The 17,460-nt window shown below is 72.0% G+C and carries 20 protein-coding genes; 6 read left to right on the top strand and 14 right to left on the bottom strand.

The genetic code is table 11. The features are described from left to right. Nucleotides 1-7: 7 nt before the first annotated feature. The 8 genes from ACZ4MU_RS25070 to ACZ4MU_RS25035 form a co-directional block, all read right to left on the bottom strand. Entirely contained in the window at nucleotides 8-943 is a 936-nt protein-coding gene (locus tag ACZ4MU_RS25070) for an aromatase/cyclase (protein ID WP_358832639.1), read from the bottom strand. A 29-nt stretch (nucleotides 944-972) separates the two neighbouring features. Continuing rightward, complete coding sequence (gene fabG, locus ACZ4MU_RS25065) at nucleotides 973-1,758, bottom strand: 3-oxoacyl-ACP reductase FabG (protein WP_467880619.1); 786 nt, start codon at nucleotides 1,756-1,758, stop codon at nucleotides 973-975. 39 nt (nucleotides 1,759-1,797) lie between these two features. Next, nucleotides 1,798-2,064, bottom strand: coding sequence for an acyl carrier protein (locus tag ACZ4MU_RS25060; protein ID WP_358832637.1), 267 nt, complete (start codon nucleotides 2,062-2,064; stop codon nucleotides 1,798-1,800). 60 nt (nucleotides 2,065-2,124) lie between these two features. Further along, nucleotides 2,125-3,333 (bottom strand): ketosynthase chain-length factor, encoded by a 1,209-nt coding sequence (locus ACZ4MU_RS25055; RefSeq protein WP_467880616.1) that lies wholly within the window; start codon nucleotides 3,331-3,333, stop codon nucleotides 2,125-2,127. After that, a complete protein-coding gene (locus tag ACZ4MU_RS25050) occupies nucleotides 3,330-4,604 on the bottom strand; it encodes a beta-ketoacyl-[acyl-carrier-protein] synthase family protein (RefSeq protein ID WP_467880613.1) in 1,275 nt (424 codons plus the stop codon). Before ACZ4MU_RS25050 ends, ACZ4MU_RS25055 begins: the two co-directional genes overlap by 4 nt. Further along, complete coding sequence (locus tag ACZ4MU_RS25045; protein ID WP_361383184.1) at nucleotides 4,601-4,930, bottom strand: TcmI family type II polyketide cyclase; 330 nt, start codon at nucleotides 4,928-4,930, stop codon at nucleotides 4,601-4,603. The genes ACZ4MU_RS25050 and ACZ4MU_RS25045 overlap by 4 nt, the downstream gene beginning before the upstream one ends. A 423-nt stretch (nucleotides 4,931-5,353) precedes the next feature. After that, nucleotides 5,354-6,043, bottom strand: a complete 690-nt coding sequence (locus ACZ4MU_RS25040) for an antibiotic biosynthesis monooxygenase family protein (protein WP_467880610.1) — start codon at nucleotides 6,041-6,043, stop codon at nucleotides 5,354-5,356. Nucleotides 6,044-6,097: 54 nt separating this feature from the next. Then, nucleotides 6,098-7,567, bottom strand: coding sequence for an FAD-dependent monooxygenase (locus ACZ4MU_RS25035; RefSeq protein WP_467880607.1), 1,470 nt, complete (start codon nucleotides 7,565-7,567; stop codon nucleotides 6,098-6,100). A 143-nt stretch (nucleotides 7,568-7,710) separates the two neighbouring features. On the opposite strand from ACZ4MU_RS25035, the gene ACZ4MU_RS25030 reads away from it, so the two are divergent. Next, nucleotides 7,711-8,157: a nuclear transport factor 2 family protein gene (locus tag ACZ4MU_RS25030; protein ID WP_467880604.1), complete on the top strand. Its 447-nt coding sequence runs from the start codon at nucleotides 7,711-7,713 to the stop codon at nucleotides 8,155-8,157. Between the two features lie 91 nt (nucleotides 8,158-8,248). Here the strand turns inward: ACZ4MU_RS25030 and ACZ4MU_RS25025 are convergent, their stop codons facing one another. Beyond that, nucleotides 8,249-8,665 (bottom strand): pyridoxamine 5'-phosphate oxidase family protein, encoded by a 417-nt coding sequence (locus ACZ4MU_RS25025; protein ID WP_467880601.1) that lies wholly within the window; start codon nucleotides 8,663-8,665, stop codon nucleotides 8,249-8,251. A gap of 171 nt (nucleotides 8,666-8,836) precedes the next feature. On the opposite strand from ACZ4MU_RS25025, the gene ACZ4MU_RS25020 reads away from it, so the two are divergent. The 3 genes from ACZ4MU_RS25020 to ACZ4MU_RS25010 all read left to right on the top strand — a co-directional run bounded on the left by ACZ4MU_RS25020 (nucleotide 8,837) and on the right by ACZ4MU_RS25010 (nucleotide 12,580). After that, the gene (locus tag ACZ4MU_RS25020; protein WP_467880599.1) at nucleotides 8,837-9,427 is read left to right on the top strand and encodes a TetR/AcrR family transcriptional regulator; all 591 of its coding nucleotides are present in this window, start codon (nucleotides 8,837-8,839) and stop codon (nucleotides 9,425-9,427) included. A gap of 131 nt (nucleotides 9,428-9,558) precedes the next feature. Beyond that, nucleotides 9,559-11,730 (top strand): RecQ family ATP-dependent DNA helicase, encoded by a 2,172-nt coding sequence (locus ACZ4MU_RS25015; RefSeq protein ID WP_467880597.1) that lies wholly within the window; start codon nucleotides 9,559-9,561, stop codon nucleotides 11,728-11,730. Between the two features lie 223 nt (nucleotides 11,731-11,953). Continuing rightward, nucleotides 11,954-12,580 carry a hypothetical protein gene (locus tag ACZ4MU_RS25010; RefSeq protein WP_467880595.1) on the top strand — a complete coding sequence of 209 codons (627 nt, stop codon included), beginning with the start codon at nucleotides 11,954-11,956 and terminating at the stop codon, nucleotides 12,578-12,580. Between the two features lie 200 nt (nucleotides 12,581-12,780). On the opposite strand, the gene ACZ4MU_RS25005 is transcribed toward ACZ4MU_RS25010, so the two are convergent. Together ACZ4MU_RS25005 and ACZ4MU_RS25000 are read right to left on the bottom strand one after the other, a co-directional pair. Continuing rightward, nucleotides 12,781-13,425 carry a hypothetical protein gene (locus ACZ4MU_RS25005; protein WP_467880592.1) on the bottom strand — a complete coding sequence of 215 codons (645 nt, stop codon included), beginning with the start codon at nucleotides 13,423-13,425 and terminating at the stop codon, nucleotides 12,781-12,783. 105 nt (nucleotides 13,426-13,530) lie between these two features. Beyond that, a complete protein-coding gene (locus ACZ4MU_RS25000) occupies nucleotides 13,531-14,241 on the bottom strand; it encodes a ribonuclease HII (RefSeq protein ID WP_467880590.1) in 711 nt (236 codons plus the stop codon). 126 nt (nucleotides 14,242-14,367) lie between these two features. Here ACZ4MU_RS25000 and ACZ4MU_RS24995 point away from each other — a divergent pair, with 126 nt between their 5' ends. Then, nucleotides 14,368-14,508 carry a hypothetical protein gene (locus ACZ4MU_RS24995; RefSeq protein ID WP_467880587.1) on the top strand — a complete coding sequence of 47 codons (141 nt, stop codon included), beginning with the start codon at nucleotides 14,368-14,370 and terminating at the stop codon, nucleotides 14,506-14,508. Between the two features lie 35 nt (nucleotides 14,509-14,543). Here the strand turns inward: ACZ4MU_RS24995 and ACZ4MU_RS24990 are convergent, their stop codons facing one another. The 3 genes from ACZ4MU_RS24990 to ACZ4MU_RS24980 all read right to left on the bottom strand — a co-directional run bounded on the left by ACZ4MU_RS24990 (nucleotide 14,544) and on the right by ACZ4MU_RS24980 (nucleotide 16,797). Then, on the bottom strand, nucleotides 14,544-15,455 hold the full coding sequence (locus ACZ4MU_RS24990; protein WP_467880585.1) for an ADP-ribosylglycohydrolase family protein: 912 nt from the start codon (nucleotides 15,453-15,455) through the stop codon (nucleotides 14,544-14,546). Nucleotides 15,456-15,467: 12 nt separating this feature from the next. Continuing rightward, nucleotides 15,468-16,127: a histidine phosphatase family protein gene (locus ACZ4MU_RS24985; RefSeq protein WP_358837747.1), complete on the bottom strand. Its 660-nt coding sequence runs from the start codon at nucleotides 16,125-16,127 to the stop codon at nucleotides 15,468-15,470. A gap of 64 nt (nucleotides 16,128-16,191) precedes the next feature. Beyond that, a complete protein-coding gene (locus ACZ4MU_RS24980; RefSeq protein WP_467880582.1) occupies nucleotides 16,192-16,797 on the bottom strand; it encodes a YdbC family protein in 606 nt (201 codons plus the stop codon). A gap of 124 nt (nucleotides 16,798-16,921) precedes the next feature. On the opposite strand from ACZ4MU_RS24980, the gene ACZ4MU_RS24975 reads away from it, so the two are divergent. Then, a complete protein-coding gene (locus ACZ4MU_RS24975; protein WP_467880580.1) occupies nucleotides 16,922-17,452 on the top strand; it encodes a TerD family protein in 531 nt (176 codons plus the stop codon). Nucleotides 17,453-17,460: the final 8 nt, after the last annotated feature.

Genomic DNA, 17,460 nt, shown 5'->3' with positions numbered 1-17,460 from the left:
CTCCGGTTCAGCCCTTCGACTCGGCGTACGTCTTGGCGTGGTTGAGCGTGGCCGTGCTGTTGGTGGACAGCGCGGTGTGCACGTACTCCCGGGCGTCCGCGACGGTGGCCTCGGGGCCGAGGATCTTCGCGATGTTGTCCGTGTTGAGGGTGACGGTGTGCTGCGAGGAGGCGGCCGTGCCCTCCGGGGTCTCCTCGAACGTCCAGATCCCGGTGTGCAGGGTCATCAGCGCGGGCAGCGTGACCTGCTTGTACGCGATCTTGTAGTTCGGGAAGGTCACCCGGTACGACTTGGTGGTGTGCACCGAGCCGTCCTTGGCGCGGGTGTCCATCTCCAGGGTCTGGAGCCCGGGGGTGTCCTCGGTCAGCCGGACCACGGCCACGTGCGGCAGCCGCTCGGACCAGCGGTCCGCCTCGTTGATGAAGTCGAACAGGTCCTTGGGCGAGCCCTGGACGATGACGGTGTCGGTGAACGAGAACGTCACCTCCTCGGTCGCGTGGGCCAGTTCGACGTTCTGCTTGAGCGCGGCCAGCTCCGAGCGGCTATTCTTGTCGACCGCCTCGTCGATCCAGGCCAGGCCCTCGGGGTCGTCGTCGATGGCCCGGTAGTCGTGGAGCAGCCGGACCCGCGAGGAGTTCTCCCCCAGGGTCTCGATGATCCAGGTGCCGCCCATCGCCGCGACCGGAGGCGTGGTGACCTCCTGGCGGAAGGTGATCCGCAGGGCCTCGGGATCCAGCTCGCGGTGCGAGGTCCAGTTCTTGGCCTCGCCGTTGGCGGTGGCCCAGATCCGGATGCGCTCGTGGTTGCCGTTCTCCCCGACCTGGTCCACGTAGATCGTGGGCGGGAAGATCCGCGGCCAGTTGGTGACCTCGGCCAGCAGCCGGTACACCGCGGCGGCGGGGGCGTCGATGGTGATCTCGTGCTCGACCTCACGGGTCGTCATATCCGCTGCTCCTTCGGGTACGTGGCGGATCAGAAGTTGCCGAGGCCGCCGCAGACGTTGAGCGCCTGCGCGGTGATGGAGGCGGCGGTGTCGGAGGCGAGGTAGCCGACCAGACCGGCGACCTCGTCCGGGGTGGAGTAGCGGCCGAGCGGGATCTTGGCCTGGAACTTCTCCAGGATCGCGTCCTCGGAGGTGGAGTAGGCGGCCGCGTAGCCCTGGCGCACGCGCTGGGCCATCGGCGTCTCGACGTAGCCCGGGCAGACGGCGTTGACCGTGATGCCGGTGGGCGCGAGCTCGTTGCCGAGCGCCTTGGTGAAGCCGACCACGCCGTGCTTGGACGCCGAGTACGGGGCGCCGAGCACCACGCCCTGCTTGCCCGCGGTGGAGGCGATGTTGATGATCCGGCCGCGGTCCTTGTGGCGCATGCCGCCGGTGTTCAGGACCTCGCGGGTCATCCGGAAGACGCTGTTCAGGTTGGTGTCGATGACGGCGTCCCACAGCTCGTCCTCGATGTCGGCGGTCACCCCGCCGCCCGACCGGCCGGCGTTGTTGACCAGCACGTCGACGGTGCCGAAGCGGTCGACGGCCGACTGCACGAAGGCCTTGACGCTCGCGGCGTCGGTGACGTCCAGCGCCGAGCCGTCGGCCTCGAAGCCCTCGCCCTGGAGCTGCTTGACGGTCTCGGCGACGTTGTCGGCGTTGCGCGCGCCGATGTAGACGCGGTGCCCCTGGGAGGCGAGCAGCCGGGCCACGGAGAGCCCGATGCCGCTCGTGGCACCCGACACCAGTGCGACCCGTGCGGTGTTCTCGGTCATGTCGTTCTTCCTTGTCGGTGGCTCAGGCTTGTCAGCGGCTCAGGCGGCGGACGCGGAGGAGAGCTGGGCGTTGACGACCTCGATGAGGGCGCGCGGGGTGGTGGCGTCGGTCAGCGCGTCGTCGTCCAGCGAGATGCCGTACTCACGCTCGATCCGGCCGCCCGTCTCCAGCAGGGCGAGCGACTCGTACCCCAGGACCTCGAACTCGGTGTCCAGGATGTCGCCGTCCAGGTCGACGCCCTCGTCGGCGCCCGCTGCCTCCAGGAGGATGCGCTTGAGGTCGTCGAGGGTGAACGTGGTGGCCATGGGTGTTCCCTTTCTTAGGTGTACGGCGTTGCCGGATGTCTGGGGCGGTACCGCGGAGCGTTAGGCGCGGACGACGACGGCCGAGTTGAAGCCCCCGTAGCCACGGGCCAGGACCAGCGCGGTGCGCACCTCGGCGGTGCGCGGCTGGCCCAGGACCAGGTCCAGGTCGTACTCGGCGGCCGGGTCGGTGTGCACGGTCGGCGGGATGACCCCGTCCTTGATCGCGAGGAACGCGGCGGCCAGGTCCAGCGGGGCCGCGCCCGAGTAGAGCCGTCCGGTCATCGTCTTGGGCGCGGTGACCGCGACCCCCCGGGTGCCGAAGACCGCGTTGATCGCCTCGGCCTCCTGGCGGTCGAGCTCGGGGTCGGCGGCGGCGTCGGCGAAGACCACGTCCACGTCGCCCGGGGCGACCCCCGCGTCGGCCAGGGCGAGTTCGATGGCCTTGCGCAGCCCCGGCGGACGGCCGGAGCCGGCCCTGGGGTCGATGGTCGAGCCGTAGCCCGCGACCTCGCCGTAGATCCGGGCACCGCGGGCGCGGGCCGCCTCGGCGTCCTCCATGATCAGGATCGCGCCGCCCTCGCCGGGCACGTATCCCGCGGCCTCGCGGTCGAACGGCAGATAGGCGCGGTTCGGCTCCTCGCTGGTGGAGAGCCGGTCGCTGGCCAGCTGCGCCACCCAGCCCCAGGGGCAGACCGAGGCGTCGATCGCGCCGGAGACGATCAGCGCGGTGCCCTTGCGGATCTGGCGGCGGGCCTGCGCCACGGCGTCGAGTCCGCCGGCCTGGTCGCTGACGACCACGCCGCTGGGGCCCTTCATCCCGTTGCGGATGGAGATCTGGCCGCTGTTGACCGCGTAGAACCAGGCGAAGGACTGGTACGCCGAGACGTACTGGCTGCCCTTGGACCACAGGGCCTGGAGCTCGCCCTGGCCGAACTCGAAGCCGCCGGCCGCGCTCGCGGTCACCACGCCCATGTCGAACTCGGGCAGTTCGGAGGGGGTGATGCCCGCGTCGGCGAGCGCCCAGTCGGTCGCGACCAGCGCGAGCCGGGTGACGCGGTCGGTCTGCGGCAGCAGCCGGCTCGGCAGCAGGTCCTCGGCGACGAAGCCGGGGACCTCGCCGGCCAGCTTGGCCGGGTAGGACGACGGGTCGAAGCGGGTGATGCGGCCGATGCCGCTCTTGCCACCGACGGTCGCCGCCCAGTAGTCCTGGATGCCGAGCCCGTTGGGCGACGCCACCCCCAGGCCGGTGACCACCACGGACGACGTCATGCGAGGTTCCTCTCGGGACGGGCGAGCACCACGGCGCTCTGGAATCCACCGAAGCCGCTGCCGACCGAGAGCACCGCGTCGGTCCGCTGGTCGCGGGCCGTGAGCGGGACGTAGTCCAGGTCGCACTCCGGGTCGGGCGTGTGCAGGTTCGCCGTGGGCGGCACGACGTTGTACTCCATGGCGAGCGCCGAGGCGGCGATCTCGATCGAGCCGATCGCGCCCAGCGAGTGGCCCACCATCGACTTGATGGAGCTCATCGGGATCCGGTACGCGTGGTCCCCGAGGCTGCGCTTGACGGCGGCCGTCTCGTGGCGGTCGTTCTGCTTGGTGCCGGAGCCGTGGGCGTTGACGTAGTCGATCTGGTCGCCGTTCATCCGCGCCTCGTCGAGCGCCACGCGGATCGCCTCGGCCATCTCCGCGCCGTCGGGGCGCAGTCCGGTCATGTGGTACGCGTTGGAGCGCGTGGCGTAGCCGGCGATCTCCGCGTAGATGTGGGCGCCGCGCCGCTTGGCGCTCTCCAGCTCCTCCAGGACGAAGAAGGCGGTGCCCTCACCGAGGACGAAACCGTTGCGCGAGTTGTCGAAGGGGCGCGAGGCCGTCTCCGGCTCGTCGTGGCGGTTGGTCGTCGCCTTGATCGCGTCGAAGCACGCCATGGTGATCGGCGAGATCGGCGCGTCCGAGGAACCGGCGATCATGACGTCGGCGGAGCCCTCGCGGATCAGCTCGACGGCGTAGCCGACGGAGTCGATGCCGGAGGTGCAGCCGGTGGAGACCACGGTGCTGGGGCCCTCCGCGCCGACCGCCCAGGCGACCTCGGCCGCGAAGGAGCTCGGCACGAGGTGGTTGTAGAGGTGCGGGACGGCGTACTCGTGGTCGACCAGTTCGAGCCGGCCGCCGTCGCTGACGACCCGGTACTCCTCGTCCAGGCCCATGGTCGCGCCGACCGCGCTGCCGACGGTGACGCCGATCCGGTACGGGTCGAGTCCGGCCAGCTCCAGGCCGCTGTCGGCGACCGCGCCGCGCGAGGCGACGACGGCGAACTGCCCGGCGCGGTCCATGCGCCGGACCTCCTGCGGGCTCAGACCGTGCTCGTACGGATCGAAGTCGATCTCGGCCGCCACCCGGGAGCGGAACGGCGTGGGGTCGAAGAAGGTGATCCCACGCGTCGCCGTGCGGCCCTCGCTGAGGAGGCTCCAGAAGTTCTTGGTGCCGATTCCACCCGGGGCGAGCACCTCCATCCCCGTGATGACGACCCTGCGAGGCGTTGTCACGCGCCCGCCTCCCAGTTGTAGAAGCGCGCGGCCATGGCGTCGGCGGGCGAGCGCCAGGTGGCCGGGTCGTACGCCTGGATGAACGGCTTGAGGTCCTCGCTGATCCCGACGAACCGCGGGTCGTTCTTCGCGGCCTCGATCAGCTGACCGCCGTTGTCCGCGTCGAAGTCCTGGAGGTGGAAGTAGAGGCCCCGGTAGGAGAACAGCTGGCGGCGCCGCGTTCCCATCCGGTGCGGCATGTCCGTCGCGTCGAACTCGGCGAACAGCTTGGCGACGTCGGTGCTCGAACCGGGTTCCATGCGGGCGACGATCAGCGTGCTGTGCATACGTTTTCGCTCCTCAGCGGTTGCGGTTGATCCGGCACTGGCCCAGCTCCCGGCGCGTACGACGTCGGACGCGCCCGGATATGAGGGCCATGAACGGGAGTTGAGCGAGAGGATCAGCGGTGGCGAACCACGCCCCGGATCATGTATTCAAGGGTCTTCTGATCCCGCTCGCCGTTCAAGGCGCCCCGGTTCAGGTCTACGTCCGGTTCGGTCAGGTTCCGCAAATACACCGCAGCCATGTCAGAGAACACGCAACGAAGAGCAGCGGGGCGGTGCGTAATTGTCACGTCGGCGTCAGGTGCCGTCAGGTGGCGGACCGGAGCGTCTTGTGTGCGCGACAGGCCCGGAAATGCCGGAACGCCCGGCTCCATAAAGGGAGCCGGGCGCTTCGTGAGGTGCGGTGGTGCGTTTTCGCGCCGGGTGTTACTGGCCGGCGGCGCGGGTGTGGACCACCCGGTAGGTGTTGGAGTCCACCGACGTCAGGAGCGAGCCGGTGCGCTTCTCCGCGTCCAGCCGGGCGGCGGGCTTGTCGTCCTGGGCGACGGCCTGGTAGGCGTCGAACGCCTCCTTGCTCTCCCACTGCGAGTAGGAGACCACGAAGGAGCCCTCGAGACCGCGGGCGGCGACGCCCTTGAGGACCGTGTGGGAGACGTAGCCGGGAACGTCGGCGAGGAACTTCATCGACGGGCCGAGCGCGTCCACCAGGGCGTCCTGGTTCTTCTCCTCGACACCGAAGACCGCGATCACGGTGTAGTCGGAGCGCTCCGGGGAGATCTCGACGTCCCCGCCCGACTTGGTCTGGGAGTACGCGATCTCGTTCTGGAGCAGCCGGATCGAGGTGGTCAGCTCGCCGAAGAGCGGGAGCGTGCGGTGCTTGAACTCCTCGCCGTCGTAGCGGTCCTCCAGGTCGGCGCGGCTGCGCCACTGGATGAAGTTGGCCGTGCCCGGCTTGTCCACACCGGCGTGCACGGTGGAGGACATCCAGCCCGGGTAGGCCGCCGCGTCGACGATCTCGCGCATCGCGCCGAGCAGACCCTCCTGCTTCTCCGGGGCGTCCGTGGAGAAGAGGTTGAGGACGGTGAGGTGCTTGTCATCGCTGGAGATCTTGGGCATGTTCTTCGCTTCCTTCGGGGTACGGGTATGAGAGAACCGGGCGTCGGGCCCCGCTCAGTTGGGCCGGCCGAACCATCGGTTGAGGGCTTCGACGAGCCCCTCCGTGCGCGAAGCGGAGGGGGCGACCCAGGCGACGTAACCGTCGGGGCGCACCAGGAAGGCGTCCAGACCGGCGTCGCAGTCGTGCTGCTCGGCGGTGACCGTGGTGACACGGTCGGCCCAGCCCGCGGCGAGCGACCGCAGGTGGGAGTCGTCGGTGAGGTCGAACAGGACGGCCTTGCCCGCCGCCAGCAGCGCGAAGTTGGTGGTCTTCTCGCCGTCGACCACCAGTTCCTCGTCCTTGAGCCGGCGGCCGAGGAGCGGATGGTCGCCCTCGCCCACGTCGTGGCGGATGTCGAGTCCGGTGACCATCCCGATCAGCTTCTTCTGGACGTCCTCGAACTCGGTGAGCTCGGTGAAGACGTCGAGCAGTGGGGTGATCTCGTCGCCGCCCAGGTAGAGGATGCGCTGGGCGAGGGTGTTGGTGAGCACCCGGGCGCCGACCGGGTGGCGCTCGGAGTGGTAGGTGTCGAGCAGTCCCTCGGGAGCCTGCCCCTTGATCTCCAGGGCGAGCTTCCAGCCGAGGTTCACCGCGTCCTGCACGCCGGCGCTCATTCCCTGCGCGCCGATGGGCAGATGGATGTGCGCGGCGTCGCCGGCCAGGAAGACCCGGCCCTTGCGGTACTCGGCGGCCTGGCGGCTCACATCGGTGGTGGTGGAGACCCAGTGCACCGTGGCGCCGCTGATGTCCTCGCCGGACAGGCGCTTGAACGCCTCGGCCACCTCGTCGAAGGTGATCGGGTCCGGGCTCTTGCGGAGCGGCTCGCTCCGGTCGAAGTAGACGATCCGGCAGCGCTCCGGGCCGAGCGGCAGCACCATCACCATGCCGCCGGGCACCCGCTCGCCGCTGAAGCGCGGGCGCAGCGGCACCCCGCTGATGTCGGCGAACCTCAGCTCGATGGCCGGGTCGGTGCCGGGGAAGTCGATGCCCGCGAGCTTGCGCACCGCGCTGCGGGCGCCGTCCGCGCCCACCAGGTAGCGGCCGCGCAGCGTGGCCGGGCCGTCGGGCGTGGTGACCTCCACGGTGACCCCGTCGGCGCCGTCCTCCAGGCCGGTGACCTCGACCCCGCGGCGGACCTCGGCGCCCAGCTGCCCGGCCCAGCCGGCCAGCACACCCTCGGTGCGCGACTGGGGGATGCCCCGGGCCCCGTAGGAGCCGCCCTCGACCAACCGGTAATCGATGGACACTCCGCCGAAATGGCCGACCGGAATGACGTCCACGCCGCCGAATCGCTCCAGCAGTCCGCGCTGGCCGAATTCCTCGATGGTGCGCGCGGAGAATCCCAGCGCACGCGACTGCTGAATCGGCTCGGCAAGGCGGTCGACGACAATCACGGACACGCCGTTCAGGCGCAGTTCGCCTGCGAGCATGAGTCCTGTGGGGCCGGCTCCCGCGATGATTACGTCCGCGTCAAAGTTATCCATCTACCCTCTTCCGACTGGCGTTTCTCCAGTATCCCGAGGGCCCAGGTGAGCGTAAATAGCTGCTAGTACAGGCCTTTGACAAGTACGTCAACTCCGCTACAAGGAGTCTTGGTCAGAGACCTGCTCCGGCGTCATCCTCAACCATGACCTCAAGCCGATCCACCGCCGATGTCGCGGGACTGCTCGACCGCTACCTGATCAATCTGGACGACGACAAGCTCGACGACGCCTGGGCCCGGGGCCTGTTCACCGAGGATGCCGTCGTCGAGTTCCCGATGAGCCGGCACGAGGGGATCGCGGGCCTCGCCGAGTACCACAGCACCGCCCTGGCGGCCTTCGCCCGCACCCAGCACATCAACTCGCCCGCCGTGGTCGAGATCGACGGCGACCGGGCCACACTGCGCGCCAACATCGTCTCCACCCATGTCCACCACCCCTCCGACCATCCGCAGGACGCCGACCGCGACCCGATATTCGCCAACGGCAGCCTGGTGAGCGCCGAGGCCCGGCACACCCCGGACGGCTGGCGCCTGAGCCTGCTGTCGCTGCGCATGATCTGGGTGACCGGCACCCCGCCCCGCAAGGGCTGAGGCACGGCGGACACCACGAGCGCGGCGGTACGGGGAGCGTCCTCCCCGTACCGCCGCGCTCGTGTGTCCCGCGCTCTTTCTGCGGTGCTCCCTATACGTTCAGGCTCATCACCCGGTCGACCCGGATCTCGACCACCACACGGCCGGGCGGGTTGGGCGGCCCGGAGCGGTAGCGCCGGGTGTAGCGGCGCGCGCCCTCGGTGACCCGGGCCGGCTCGTCCTGGACCGTGGCCGTGCCCTCGAGCGTCACCCAACTGAACCCGGCGACCTGGCAGATGGCGACCCGGGAGCCCGGCGCGGCGGTCAGGTTGCGGGCCTTGCGGGAGGTGGACACCGTCATCACCCGGGCGAGCCCCGCCTCCGCGTCCCAGGTGAACCGCACCGGTGCCACGTGCGGGGACCCGTCGGGCCGGATCGTGGTCAGTACGCCGATGTGCGGCTCCGTCAGGAATGCCTCCACCGACGCCGACACCTCCGGCGCACTCGTACGCCCCAGGGGCAACGACATCGTGTTCGTCCTTCCGTCTCACGGCAGCTACCAGGCCATTGTCAACACCCGGGGCCAACCTGGGGAACCTACTGGGCAACTGCGAACCGCATACCCCAACTGGCGTGAAGTCGGGGCTGGTTCAGTGGGTGGCGGCAGGGCATAGTAGAGTCAAACGGAGGGAGGTTCCGTATGCCAACGTCAACGCCGGTCAGTGAGAGCGGTGGCCGCCGGCTCCGGGCTGACGCGGAGCGCAACCGGGCCCGGGTCCTGAACGCGGCGCGCGAGCTCTTCGCGGAACGCGGCGCCAACGTGTCCATGGACGAGGTGGCCCGGCACGCCGAGGTCGGCGTGGGCACGCTCTACCGCCACTTCCCCACCAAGGAAGCCATGGTCGTGGCGGCCTCCCAGCAGCGCTTCGGCGAGATCCTCACGTACTACCGCACGGTGTGCCGCGAGTCGGCCGAGCCCCTTGAGGCGCTCCAGATGCTGCTCACCCGGGTCGGCGAGGTGGAGGCGCGCGACCGGGGCTTCGCCAGTGTCATCGGCGGCACGCTCGGCTCCGAGGGCCCGCCCAGCACCATGCGCGCCGACCTGGAGTCCGAGCTCGTGGACCTGGTCGGCAAGGGCCAGGCGGCCGGCTCCATCCGCACCGACATCGCCGGTGCCGACATCCTCGCCCTGACCTGCGGCCTCACCTCGATCGTGCACCGCCGCAGCGGCGACTGGCGGCGCTACATCGACATCGTGCTCGACGGCCTGCGCTCGGACCACACGCGCTAGGGCCTGTCCGACGGGTCGAGGCCGGCCCGACCCGTCGGACAGGCCCCAGCGGCCCGCCGCCGGGGGCGGCGCGCGTCCGGTGCGCGCCCTCGGGCGGGCCGGATGTCAGAGGTGTCCTGTTGTATGGGGGCATGAACGACACGAGCACCACGGATCTGCGCACCCGGGCCGACGCCGTCCTGGCCCGCCTCGTCGGCGACCCCACGGGGGCGGCCCGGCTGCGCGAGGACCAGTGGCGGGCCATCGAGTCGCTCGTCGCCGAGGGGCGCCGGGCGCTGGTCGTCCAGCGCACCGGCTGGGGCAAGTCCGCGGTGTACTTCGTGGCCACCTCGCTGCTGCGCGAGCGTGGCAGCGGCCCCACCGTGATCGTCTCGCCGCTGCTCGCGCTGATGCGCAACCAGGTGGAGGCCGCCGCCCGCGCGGGCATCCGCGCCCGCACGATCAACTCCTCGAACACCGAGGAGTGGGAGACCGTCCAGGCCGAGGTGGCCGCGGGCGAGGTCGACGTCCTGCTGGTGAGCCCCGAGCGCCTCAACAACCCGGACTTCCGCGACGAGGTACTGCCCAAGCTCTCCGCTGCCACCGGCCTGCTCGTGGTCGACGAGGCGCACTGCATCTCGGACTGGGGCCACGACTTCCGCCCGGACTACCGCCGGCTGCGCACCATGCTCGCCGAGCTCCCCCCGGGCGTCCCCGTCCTGGCGACGACCGCGACGGCCAACGCGCGCGTGACGGCCGACGTGGCGGAGCAGCTGGGGACGGGCGCGGACACCGACGCGCTGGTGCTGCGCGGCCCCCTCGACCGCGAGAGCCTCAGCCTCAACGTGCTGCCGCTCCCGGACGCGGCACACCGGCTGGCCTGGCTCGCCGACCACCTCGACGAGCTGCCGGGCTCCGGGATCATCTACACGCTGACGGTGGCCGCCGCCGAGGAGGTCACCGCTTATCTGCGCCAGTGCGGCCACACCGTCACCTCCTACACGGGCCGCACGGAGAACGCCGACCGCCAGCAGGCCGAGGACGACCTGCTGGCCAACCGGGTCAAGGCGCTGGTCGCCACCTCCGCGCTCGGCATGGGCTTCGACAAGCCGGACCTCGGCTTCGTGGTCCACCTGGGCTCGCCCTCCTCCCCCATCGCCTACTACCAGCAGGTCGGCCGCGCGGGCCGCGGGGTGGAGCACGCGGAGGTGCTGCTGCTGCCCGGCAAGGAGGACGAGGCGATCTGGAAGTACTTCGCCTCGGTCGCCTTCCCGCCCGAGGAGCAGGTCCGCCGCACCCTGGACGTGCTGGCTCGGGCGGACCGCCCGCTGTCGCTGCCCGCGCTGGAGCCGCTGGTCGAGCTGCGGCGCACCCGTCTGGAGACCATGCTCAAGGTCCTCGACGTGGACGGGGCGGTCCACCGCGTCAAGGGCGGCTGGACGTCCACCGGCGAGCCGTGGGTCTACGACGCGGAGAGGTACGCGTGGGTGGCTCGCCAGCGTGAGGCCGAGCAGCAGGCGATGCGGGAGTACGCGGCGGCGACGGGCTGCCGGATGGAGTTCCTGCGCCGCCAGCTGGACGACGAGGAGGCGGCCCCGTGCGGCCGCTGCGACAACTGCGCGGGCGCCCGCTTCACGGCCGGCGTCTCGGGGGCGGCGCTGGAGGCCGCCAGGGGCGAGCTCACCCGGCCGGGCGTCGAGATCGAGCCCCGCAAGATGTGGCCGACCGGCCTCGCGGCGGTCGGCGTGGACCTCAAGGGCCGTATCCCCGCGGGGGAGCAGGCCTTCCCCGGCCGGGCGCTGGGCCGTCTCTCGGACATCGGCTGGGGCAACCGTCTGCGGCCCATGCTCGCCCCCCAGAGCCCCGACGGACCGGTTCCGGACGAGGTGGTCGATGCCGTGGTGACGGTCCTGGCGGACTGGGCCAAGGGCCCCGGCGGCTGGGCCTCCGGCTCCCCCGACGCACCGCCCCGGCCGGCCGGCGTGGTCACCGTCGCCTCGCTCACCCGGCCCCGGCTGGTGGAGTCGCTGGGCGCCCGGATCGCGGAGATCGGCCGGATGCCGCTCCTGGGCCGCGTGGAGTACGGGGAGGAGGCCGCCGGGTCCCGGGTTCCCGCGTCCAACAGCGCCCAGCGGGTGCGCGCCCTGCACCACGCCTTCACGGTGCCGGACGAGGTGGCCCGGGCGGTGCGGGAGGCGGGCGGCCCGGTGCTGCTGGTGGACGACCGGTCGGACACCGGCTGGACGCTGGCGGTGGCGGCCCGGCTGCTGCGCCGGGCCGGCGCGCAGGGGGTGTTTCCGCTGGTCCTCGCCGTCCAGGCATGACCGGCGGGGGCCGGGGCGTGAGCGGGGGTGCGGCTGGGCAGGTATATGAGCGTCATACCCTCCGATTCCAGTCAGCTGGTCCATTTGCTCGTTGCCGCGTGCCCGTGAGCCAGCGAGAATTGGAGCCGCGCACCCACGGCGGACCCGGCGGCTCGGGCCGTGCCGTGCTGCGCCCTCACCCGACCCTGCCCGCAGCGTGGGCGCGTATCCGGAAGGGAGGACCGTGACCTTCGGATTCGCTCCGTCCACAGCCTCGGCGGGCGCGTCGTCCCTCACGTCGGCGGCTCCGGGGAACCGCCTCGCCAGGATGCTGGAGCCCGCCGAGTGGGCCGGGGCGGGAATACCGCTGCTGCGCAACCCCCGTGAGGTGGTGGGCGGGCTGCACACCCGGCACCACCCGGCCCCGTCGACGGCCGTGATCGCGGTCCTGGACCACGAGGAACGGCTGGCGGCCAGCGCCTCGTTCGTCCGGCGCCCGGGCCCCGCCGACGGCTGGGAGTTCCGCAACGCGCTCCTGGCGCATCTGCGCCGGGTGATCCCGCACGACCTGCGCCGCCGGACCCCGGTGCGCACGGCCGTACTGCTCTACTGCCGTGACGGCGACGAGCGTTGGACCGACGAGGACGGCGCCTGGATGTGGGGCCTGCGGGACGCCTGCACCCTGCACGGGCTGCGCTGCGGCGCGTACATCACACTGACGCGCGGCGGCTGGCAGGTCCTGGGCGAGGGCCGCGGCGGCCGTCACCCCAACTCCACAACCCACCCCGGCTCCTTGACGGACACCACCCCCGACCCCCCACCCCTACGCAGCGGAGCCCCGGAGCCCCTCCGAAGGGCAGCCGCCCGCTGATGCCCCGAAGGGGCACGGGAATCGGGGAACACCGAAGACGCCCGGCCGCACCTACAGGGGCACGGGGAACCGCGCGACCAGCCGACCACAACCGGCACCCGAAGGCCGGGCCACAAGGGGCGCGGGGAACGGCGCGAGCAACCCACCCGCACCCGCACCCGCACCCGCAGAAAAGCAGGCCACCCCCGGAGGGGCGCCCCTCAGACCCCCGCCCCCAGCACCGAGTTGACCCGCTGCGGATCACCACACACGATCAGCAGCGCCCCAGCCCGCTCCCGCGCGACCGACAGCGCGGCCACAGCCGCGTCGTCCCCGCCGTTGACGGCGACGATCACGACGGGACGGCCGGCCGCACGCTCGACGGACGCGGCCGACGCGTAGAACACGTCGTCGCGGGCGTCGTGCTGCGCCCAGTACGACTCCTCGCCGAAGGACAGCTCGTGCGCCGCCCACGGATGCTGCTCACCGGTGGTGAGGACCAGGATGTCGCCCGGCGCGCGGCCGGTGTCGAGCAGCAGGTCCACCGCCTCGCCCGCCGCGTCGAGCGCGCCGTCGGCCGGGGCGGGGATGAGCTGGATCTGCGGCCCGTCGGCGACCCCGCCGAGGGGCGCCTGGGGCTGGGCGGCAGCGGCAGCCGGAACAGCCGCGGCAGCACCGGAGTGCGTGCGCTGCGCGGGAGGCGCGGGCCGGGCGGGGCCGGGCCCCGGACGACCGGGACGCGGGGCGGCCGCGGTACGCGGACCAGGAACGGGACGGGGGGTCGGCGCGGTACGGCCGGCGGCCGGAGTGACGCGGGGACCCTGGGCGCTCTCGTGAATCTGAGGCTCCTCGGGGATGAGAGGCATGGGTAAAGGTCTATCAAACGCCGGTGAATGGGGCATCACCGGGTGGGCGCAAAAGTGCGATCGGGGCGGAGTCTCCCCGTAAAGGGCGGGGAAAGTCCAGGGATTTCAGAAGTCGAAGCCGAGCTGGCCCCCGCTTTCCAGGGCGGCGGCCGCCGCCGGGATCCTGACCTTCTTCAAGTGCCGCCAGCGCGGCAGGGCGTCGAGGTACGCCCAGGACATGCGGTGGTGCGGGGTCGGCCCCCGCTCCTCCAGCGCCGTCTTGTGCGTGGGCGAGGGGTAGCCGGCGTTGTCGGCGAAGCCGAACACCTCGTACTCCCCCGCCGCTCCCCCGAGTTCGGCCATCATCGCGTCCCGGCGCACCTTGGCGATCACCGAGGCCGCCGCGACCGCGACGCAGGACTGGTCCCCCTTGATCACGGTACGGACCCGCCACGGCGCACCGAGGTAGTCGTGCTTGCCGTCGAGGATCACCGCCTCGGGGCGTACCGGAAGCGCGTCCAGCGCGCGAACGGCGGCGAGACGGAGCGCGGCGGTCATCCCGAGCTCGTCGATCTCCTGCGGCGACGAGTGCCCGAGCGCGTACGACGTCACCCAGGTCTCCAGCTCCCCCGCCAGTTCGAGCCGGCGCCTGGGGCTGATGAGCTTGGAGTCGGTCAGACCCGCGGGCGGTCGGCGCAGCCCCGTGATCGCGGCGCACACCGTGACGGGACCGGCCCACGCCCCGCGGCCGACCTCGTCGACACCGGCGATGATCTTGCATCCGGTGGTGGCGCGAAGCGAGCGCTCGACGGTGTGGGTGGGTGGTTCGTACGGCATGGCGCCAGCAAGGTTACGCCGCCCGGGCCGCCGAGGACACCCCGGCCTCCCGGAGCCATATATTCCGGTTCACCGGACCGCACGTTCCGCTTCACCGGACCGCACGTTCCACGCGCTCGGACCCGCATGACCGGCCCCACCCCGGCCGAGCAGCCCCGGCCCACCGGAGCGCGGAACATCATCAGCCCGGGGACGATGTCGAAGATCACGTCCGGGCGGGCGTCCGGCCGCCCGTCGGGCGTGCCGACGGGCGTGCCGACGGGCTGACACCCCCGCCCACGGGCCCCGGGCGACGGCTCGGCTCAGGCCGAGGCCGTCGCCGGGAGCCACTGCGGCAGCTCCTCGGTCCGCGCCAGCCACTCGGCCGGTGGCGCCCCGCCCGCGGCCGCCGCGATCACTCCGCCGACGATCGCACAGGTGGTGTCGACATCGCCGCCCACCTGCGCGGTCGTCCAGAACGCCCGCTCGTACGCCCCGAGCCCCCGCGCCGCCGACCACAGCGCGAACGGCACCGTGTCGTGCGCGCTGGTCCGCCGCCCGCACCCGAGCACCGCGGCGACCGTGGCCGGGTCGCCGTAGTCCAGCATGTCCCGCGCCCGCCGCAGCCCCGCGCCGACCGCGCTGCGCGGCACCAGCGCGACGACGCCGTCCAGCAGCGCCGCCGGGGTCGGCGGCCCCGCCGGATCGGCGGCCAGCGCGGCGGCGGCCGCGACCGCCATCGAGCCCACCACGGCCTCGCGGTGCTGGTGGGTGGTGTACGAGGAGATCTCGGCCTGGTGCGTCGCCTGCTCGGGGTCGTCCGCGTACCAGGCGCCCAGCGGCGCGATCCGCATCGCGGAGCCGTTGCCCCACGAGCCCTGCCCGTTGAAGAGCGCGGCGGCCAGCTCCCGCCAGTCCCCGCCCTCCCGGATCAGCCGCAGCATCCGGTTGACGGCCGGGCCGTACCCCCGGTCGAAGTCGTGGTGCTCGGCGAAGGAGCGGGCGAGGCGGTCCTGGTCGATGCGGCCGTGGGCGGCCAGGACGGCCAGGACCGAGCAGGCCATCTCGGTGTCGTCGGTCCACGGCCACGGACCTGGGGGCAGCTCGCGCCGTTTGAGCAGCGGATAGTGCGCGGGGACGAAGAACTGGGAGCCCAGGGCGTCTCCCACCGCCAGCCCGCGCAGGCTGGCCAGCGCGCGTTCGAAACGTGAGTCGAGTGTGGAGTCAGCGGTCATCGCACACCCACTCTATCCGGTGATGCCGTACGGCTCGGGGACGCGCCACCGCTCGAACTGCCGGTCCAGGGTGTACCGCCCGTCCGGGCCCAGGAGCAGCGTTCGGGTCTCCGCGTTGCCGGGGTTGGAGAGCGACTCGAAGTCCGCCACCGTCCAGTGGAACCAGCGCATGCAGAACAGCCGCATCGTCAGACCGTGGGTGACGAGCAGCACGTTCGGCGGATGGTCCGGCGCCTCGAAGCTGCGGTGCAGGCTCTCCAGGAACGACCCCACCCGGTCGTACACGTCCGCCCCCGACTCGCCCTGGGCGAAGCGGTAGAAGAAGTGGCCGTAGGCATCCCGGTACGCCTTCTGCAGGCGTACGTCGTCGCGGTCCTGCCAGTTCCCCCAGTCCTGCTCGCGCAGCCTCGGCTCCTCCCTGATCCGTACCAGCTCCGGGTCGAGGCCGAACTCCCGGAACGTCTCGTGGGTGCGCCGGTAGGGCGAGACGTAGACGCTGACGCGCTCGCGTCCGAACGTCTCCCGCAGCCGCTCGCCGGTCGCGCGGGCCTGACGCCGCCCGGCCTCGGTGAGCCGCAGCGCGTGGTCGGGCTCGCGCTCGTACACGGTGTCATCGGCGTTCCCCTCCGACTCGCCGTGCCGGACGAGGACGATGCGACGCGGTCTTGCCATGCGTCAACCCTAGATCGCCGGTCCGGCGTCCGAGCATCCGTCCGGCCGCCATCCGGCGTATCGCTCACACCGTCCAGCTGGGGTTCAGGTCGACGACGGCTCCCGAAAGGCCCGCCACGTCGGCCGCCGTCCCCGCCCGCAGCGTGAGCCGCTCCACCCGGTCGGCCCGGTACTTGCCGTGCTCGGCCGCCGACCGCCACATGGACAGCACCAGGAACTCATGGCCCGGGGCCTCGCCGAACACCCCGCGCAGCATCCCCGGCGACCCGGCCATCGCCGGGTTCCAGATCCGCTCCTGGGCGGAGGCGAAGTGCTCCACGCGGTCCGCGTGCACCCGGCAGTGCGCCACCCGCACCACGTCCGCGTCGGTGAATCGCGGCTCGAAGCCGGTCTTCACGTCGAAGCGGTGGTCGAACAGCTTGGCGCGCCGGTTCTTGTACGTGCCGGACTGCGCGGCGGCGAGCCGGTCGTGGGCGCGCGCCATGAAGGAGTCGTAGAAGGCGCGGCTCTCCCAGAACGTGAAGACGTGCGCCACATCCGGCCGCCCTCTGCTCCACCCGCCGCCCTGGCCCCTGAATCCCGGCTCCCCCAGCAGTCCCGCCCACTTCCGCTGCCCCCGGTCGAAGCCGGGACGGTCGACCACCGCGCAGCGAATCCACTTGACCAGCACAGCGCCATCGTACGGCCGGGGCGCCCGCCCCCGGTCCCACTCCGGCGGACCGGTGGACCACGCGCGCGTGGCAGCATGGTCACAGAGCGGTCGCCAACAGGCCGCCCCGGGGAGGGGTTTGGGGATGAGCGGATTCAGCAAGGGACTCGGCAAGGTCGAGGTCGCACTGCGGTGGGACCCGAGCCCGGCCGGCGCCCCGGCCCACGACCTCGATCTGATCGCCGCGGTCTACCTCGCGTCCGATCCCTACGGCAGCCCCGCCTATCTGGTGCACTTCGACAGCCGCTCGCCCGACGGCACGGTCTACATGAGCCGCGACAGCACCACCGGAAAGGGCTTCGGGGACGACGAGGCGGTGACGGTGGAGTTCGCCCGTCAGCCGGAGGCGCACGGCCGGATCGTGGTCGGCGTGGTCATCCAGCAGCGCCCGGACCGGCTCGTCTTCGGTGATGTGGCCAACCCCGAGGTGCACATCCGCGAGGGCTACACGGAGCTGGCGCGGGACGACTTCTCCACCGTGGCGCACTGCACGGCCGCGACGGTCGCGGAGTTCGTCCGGGCCCCGGGCGGCGCTTGGCGGCTGAACCCGGGCGTGCGCGGCTTCGACCTGGAGCCGGACGACTTCACCGCCGCGATGGGCGCGCGGACCGTCTGAATCCCGCC

It is taken from the genome of Streptomyces sp. NPDC026377 (assembly GCF_055567715.1).
Note: the sequence above shows the minus strand (reverse complement) of the source record. Positions and strands in the feature narration are given on the sequence as shown.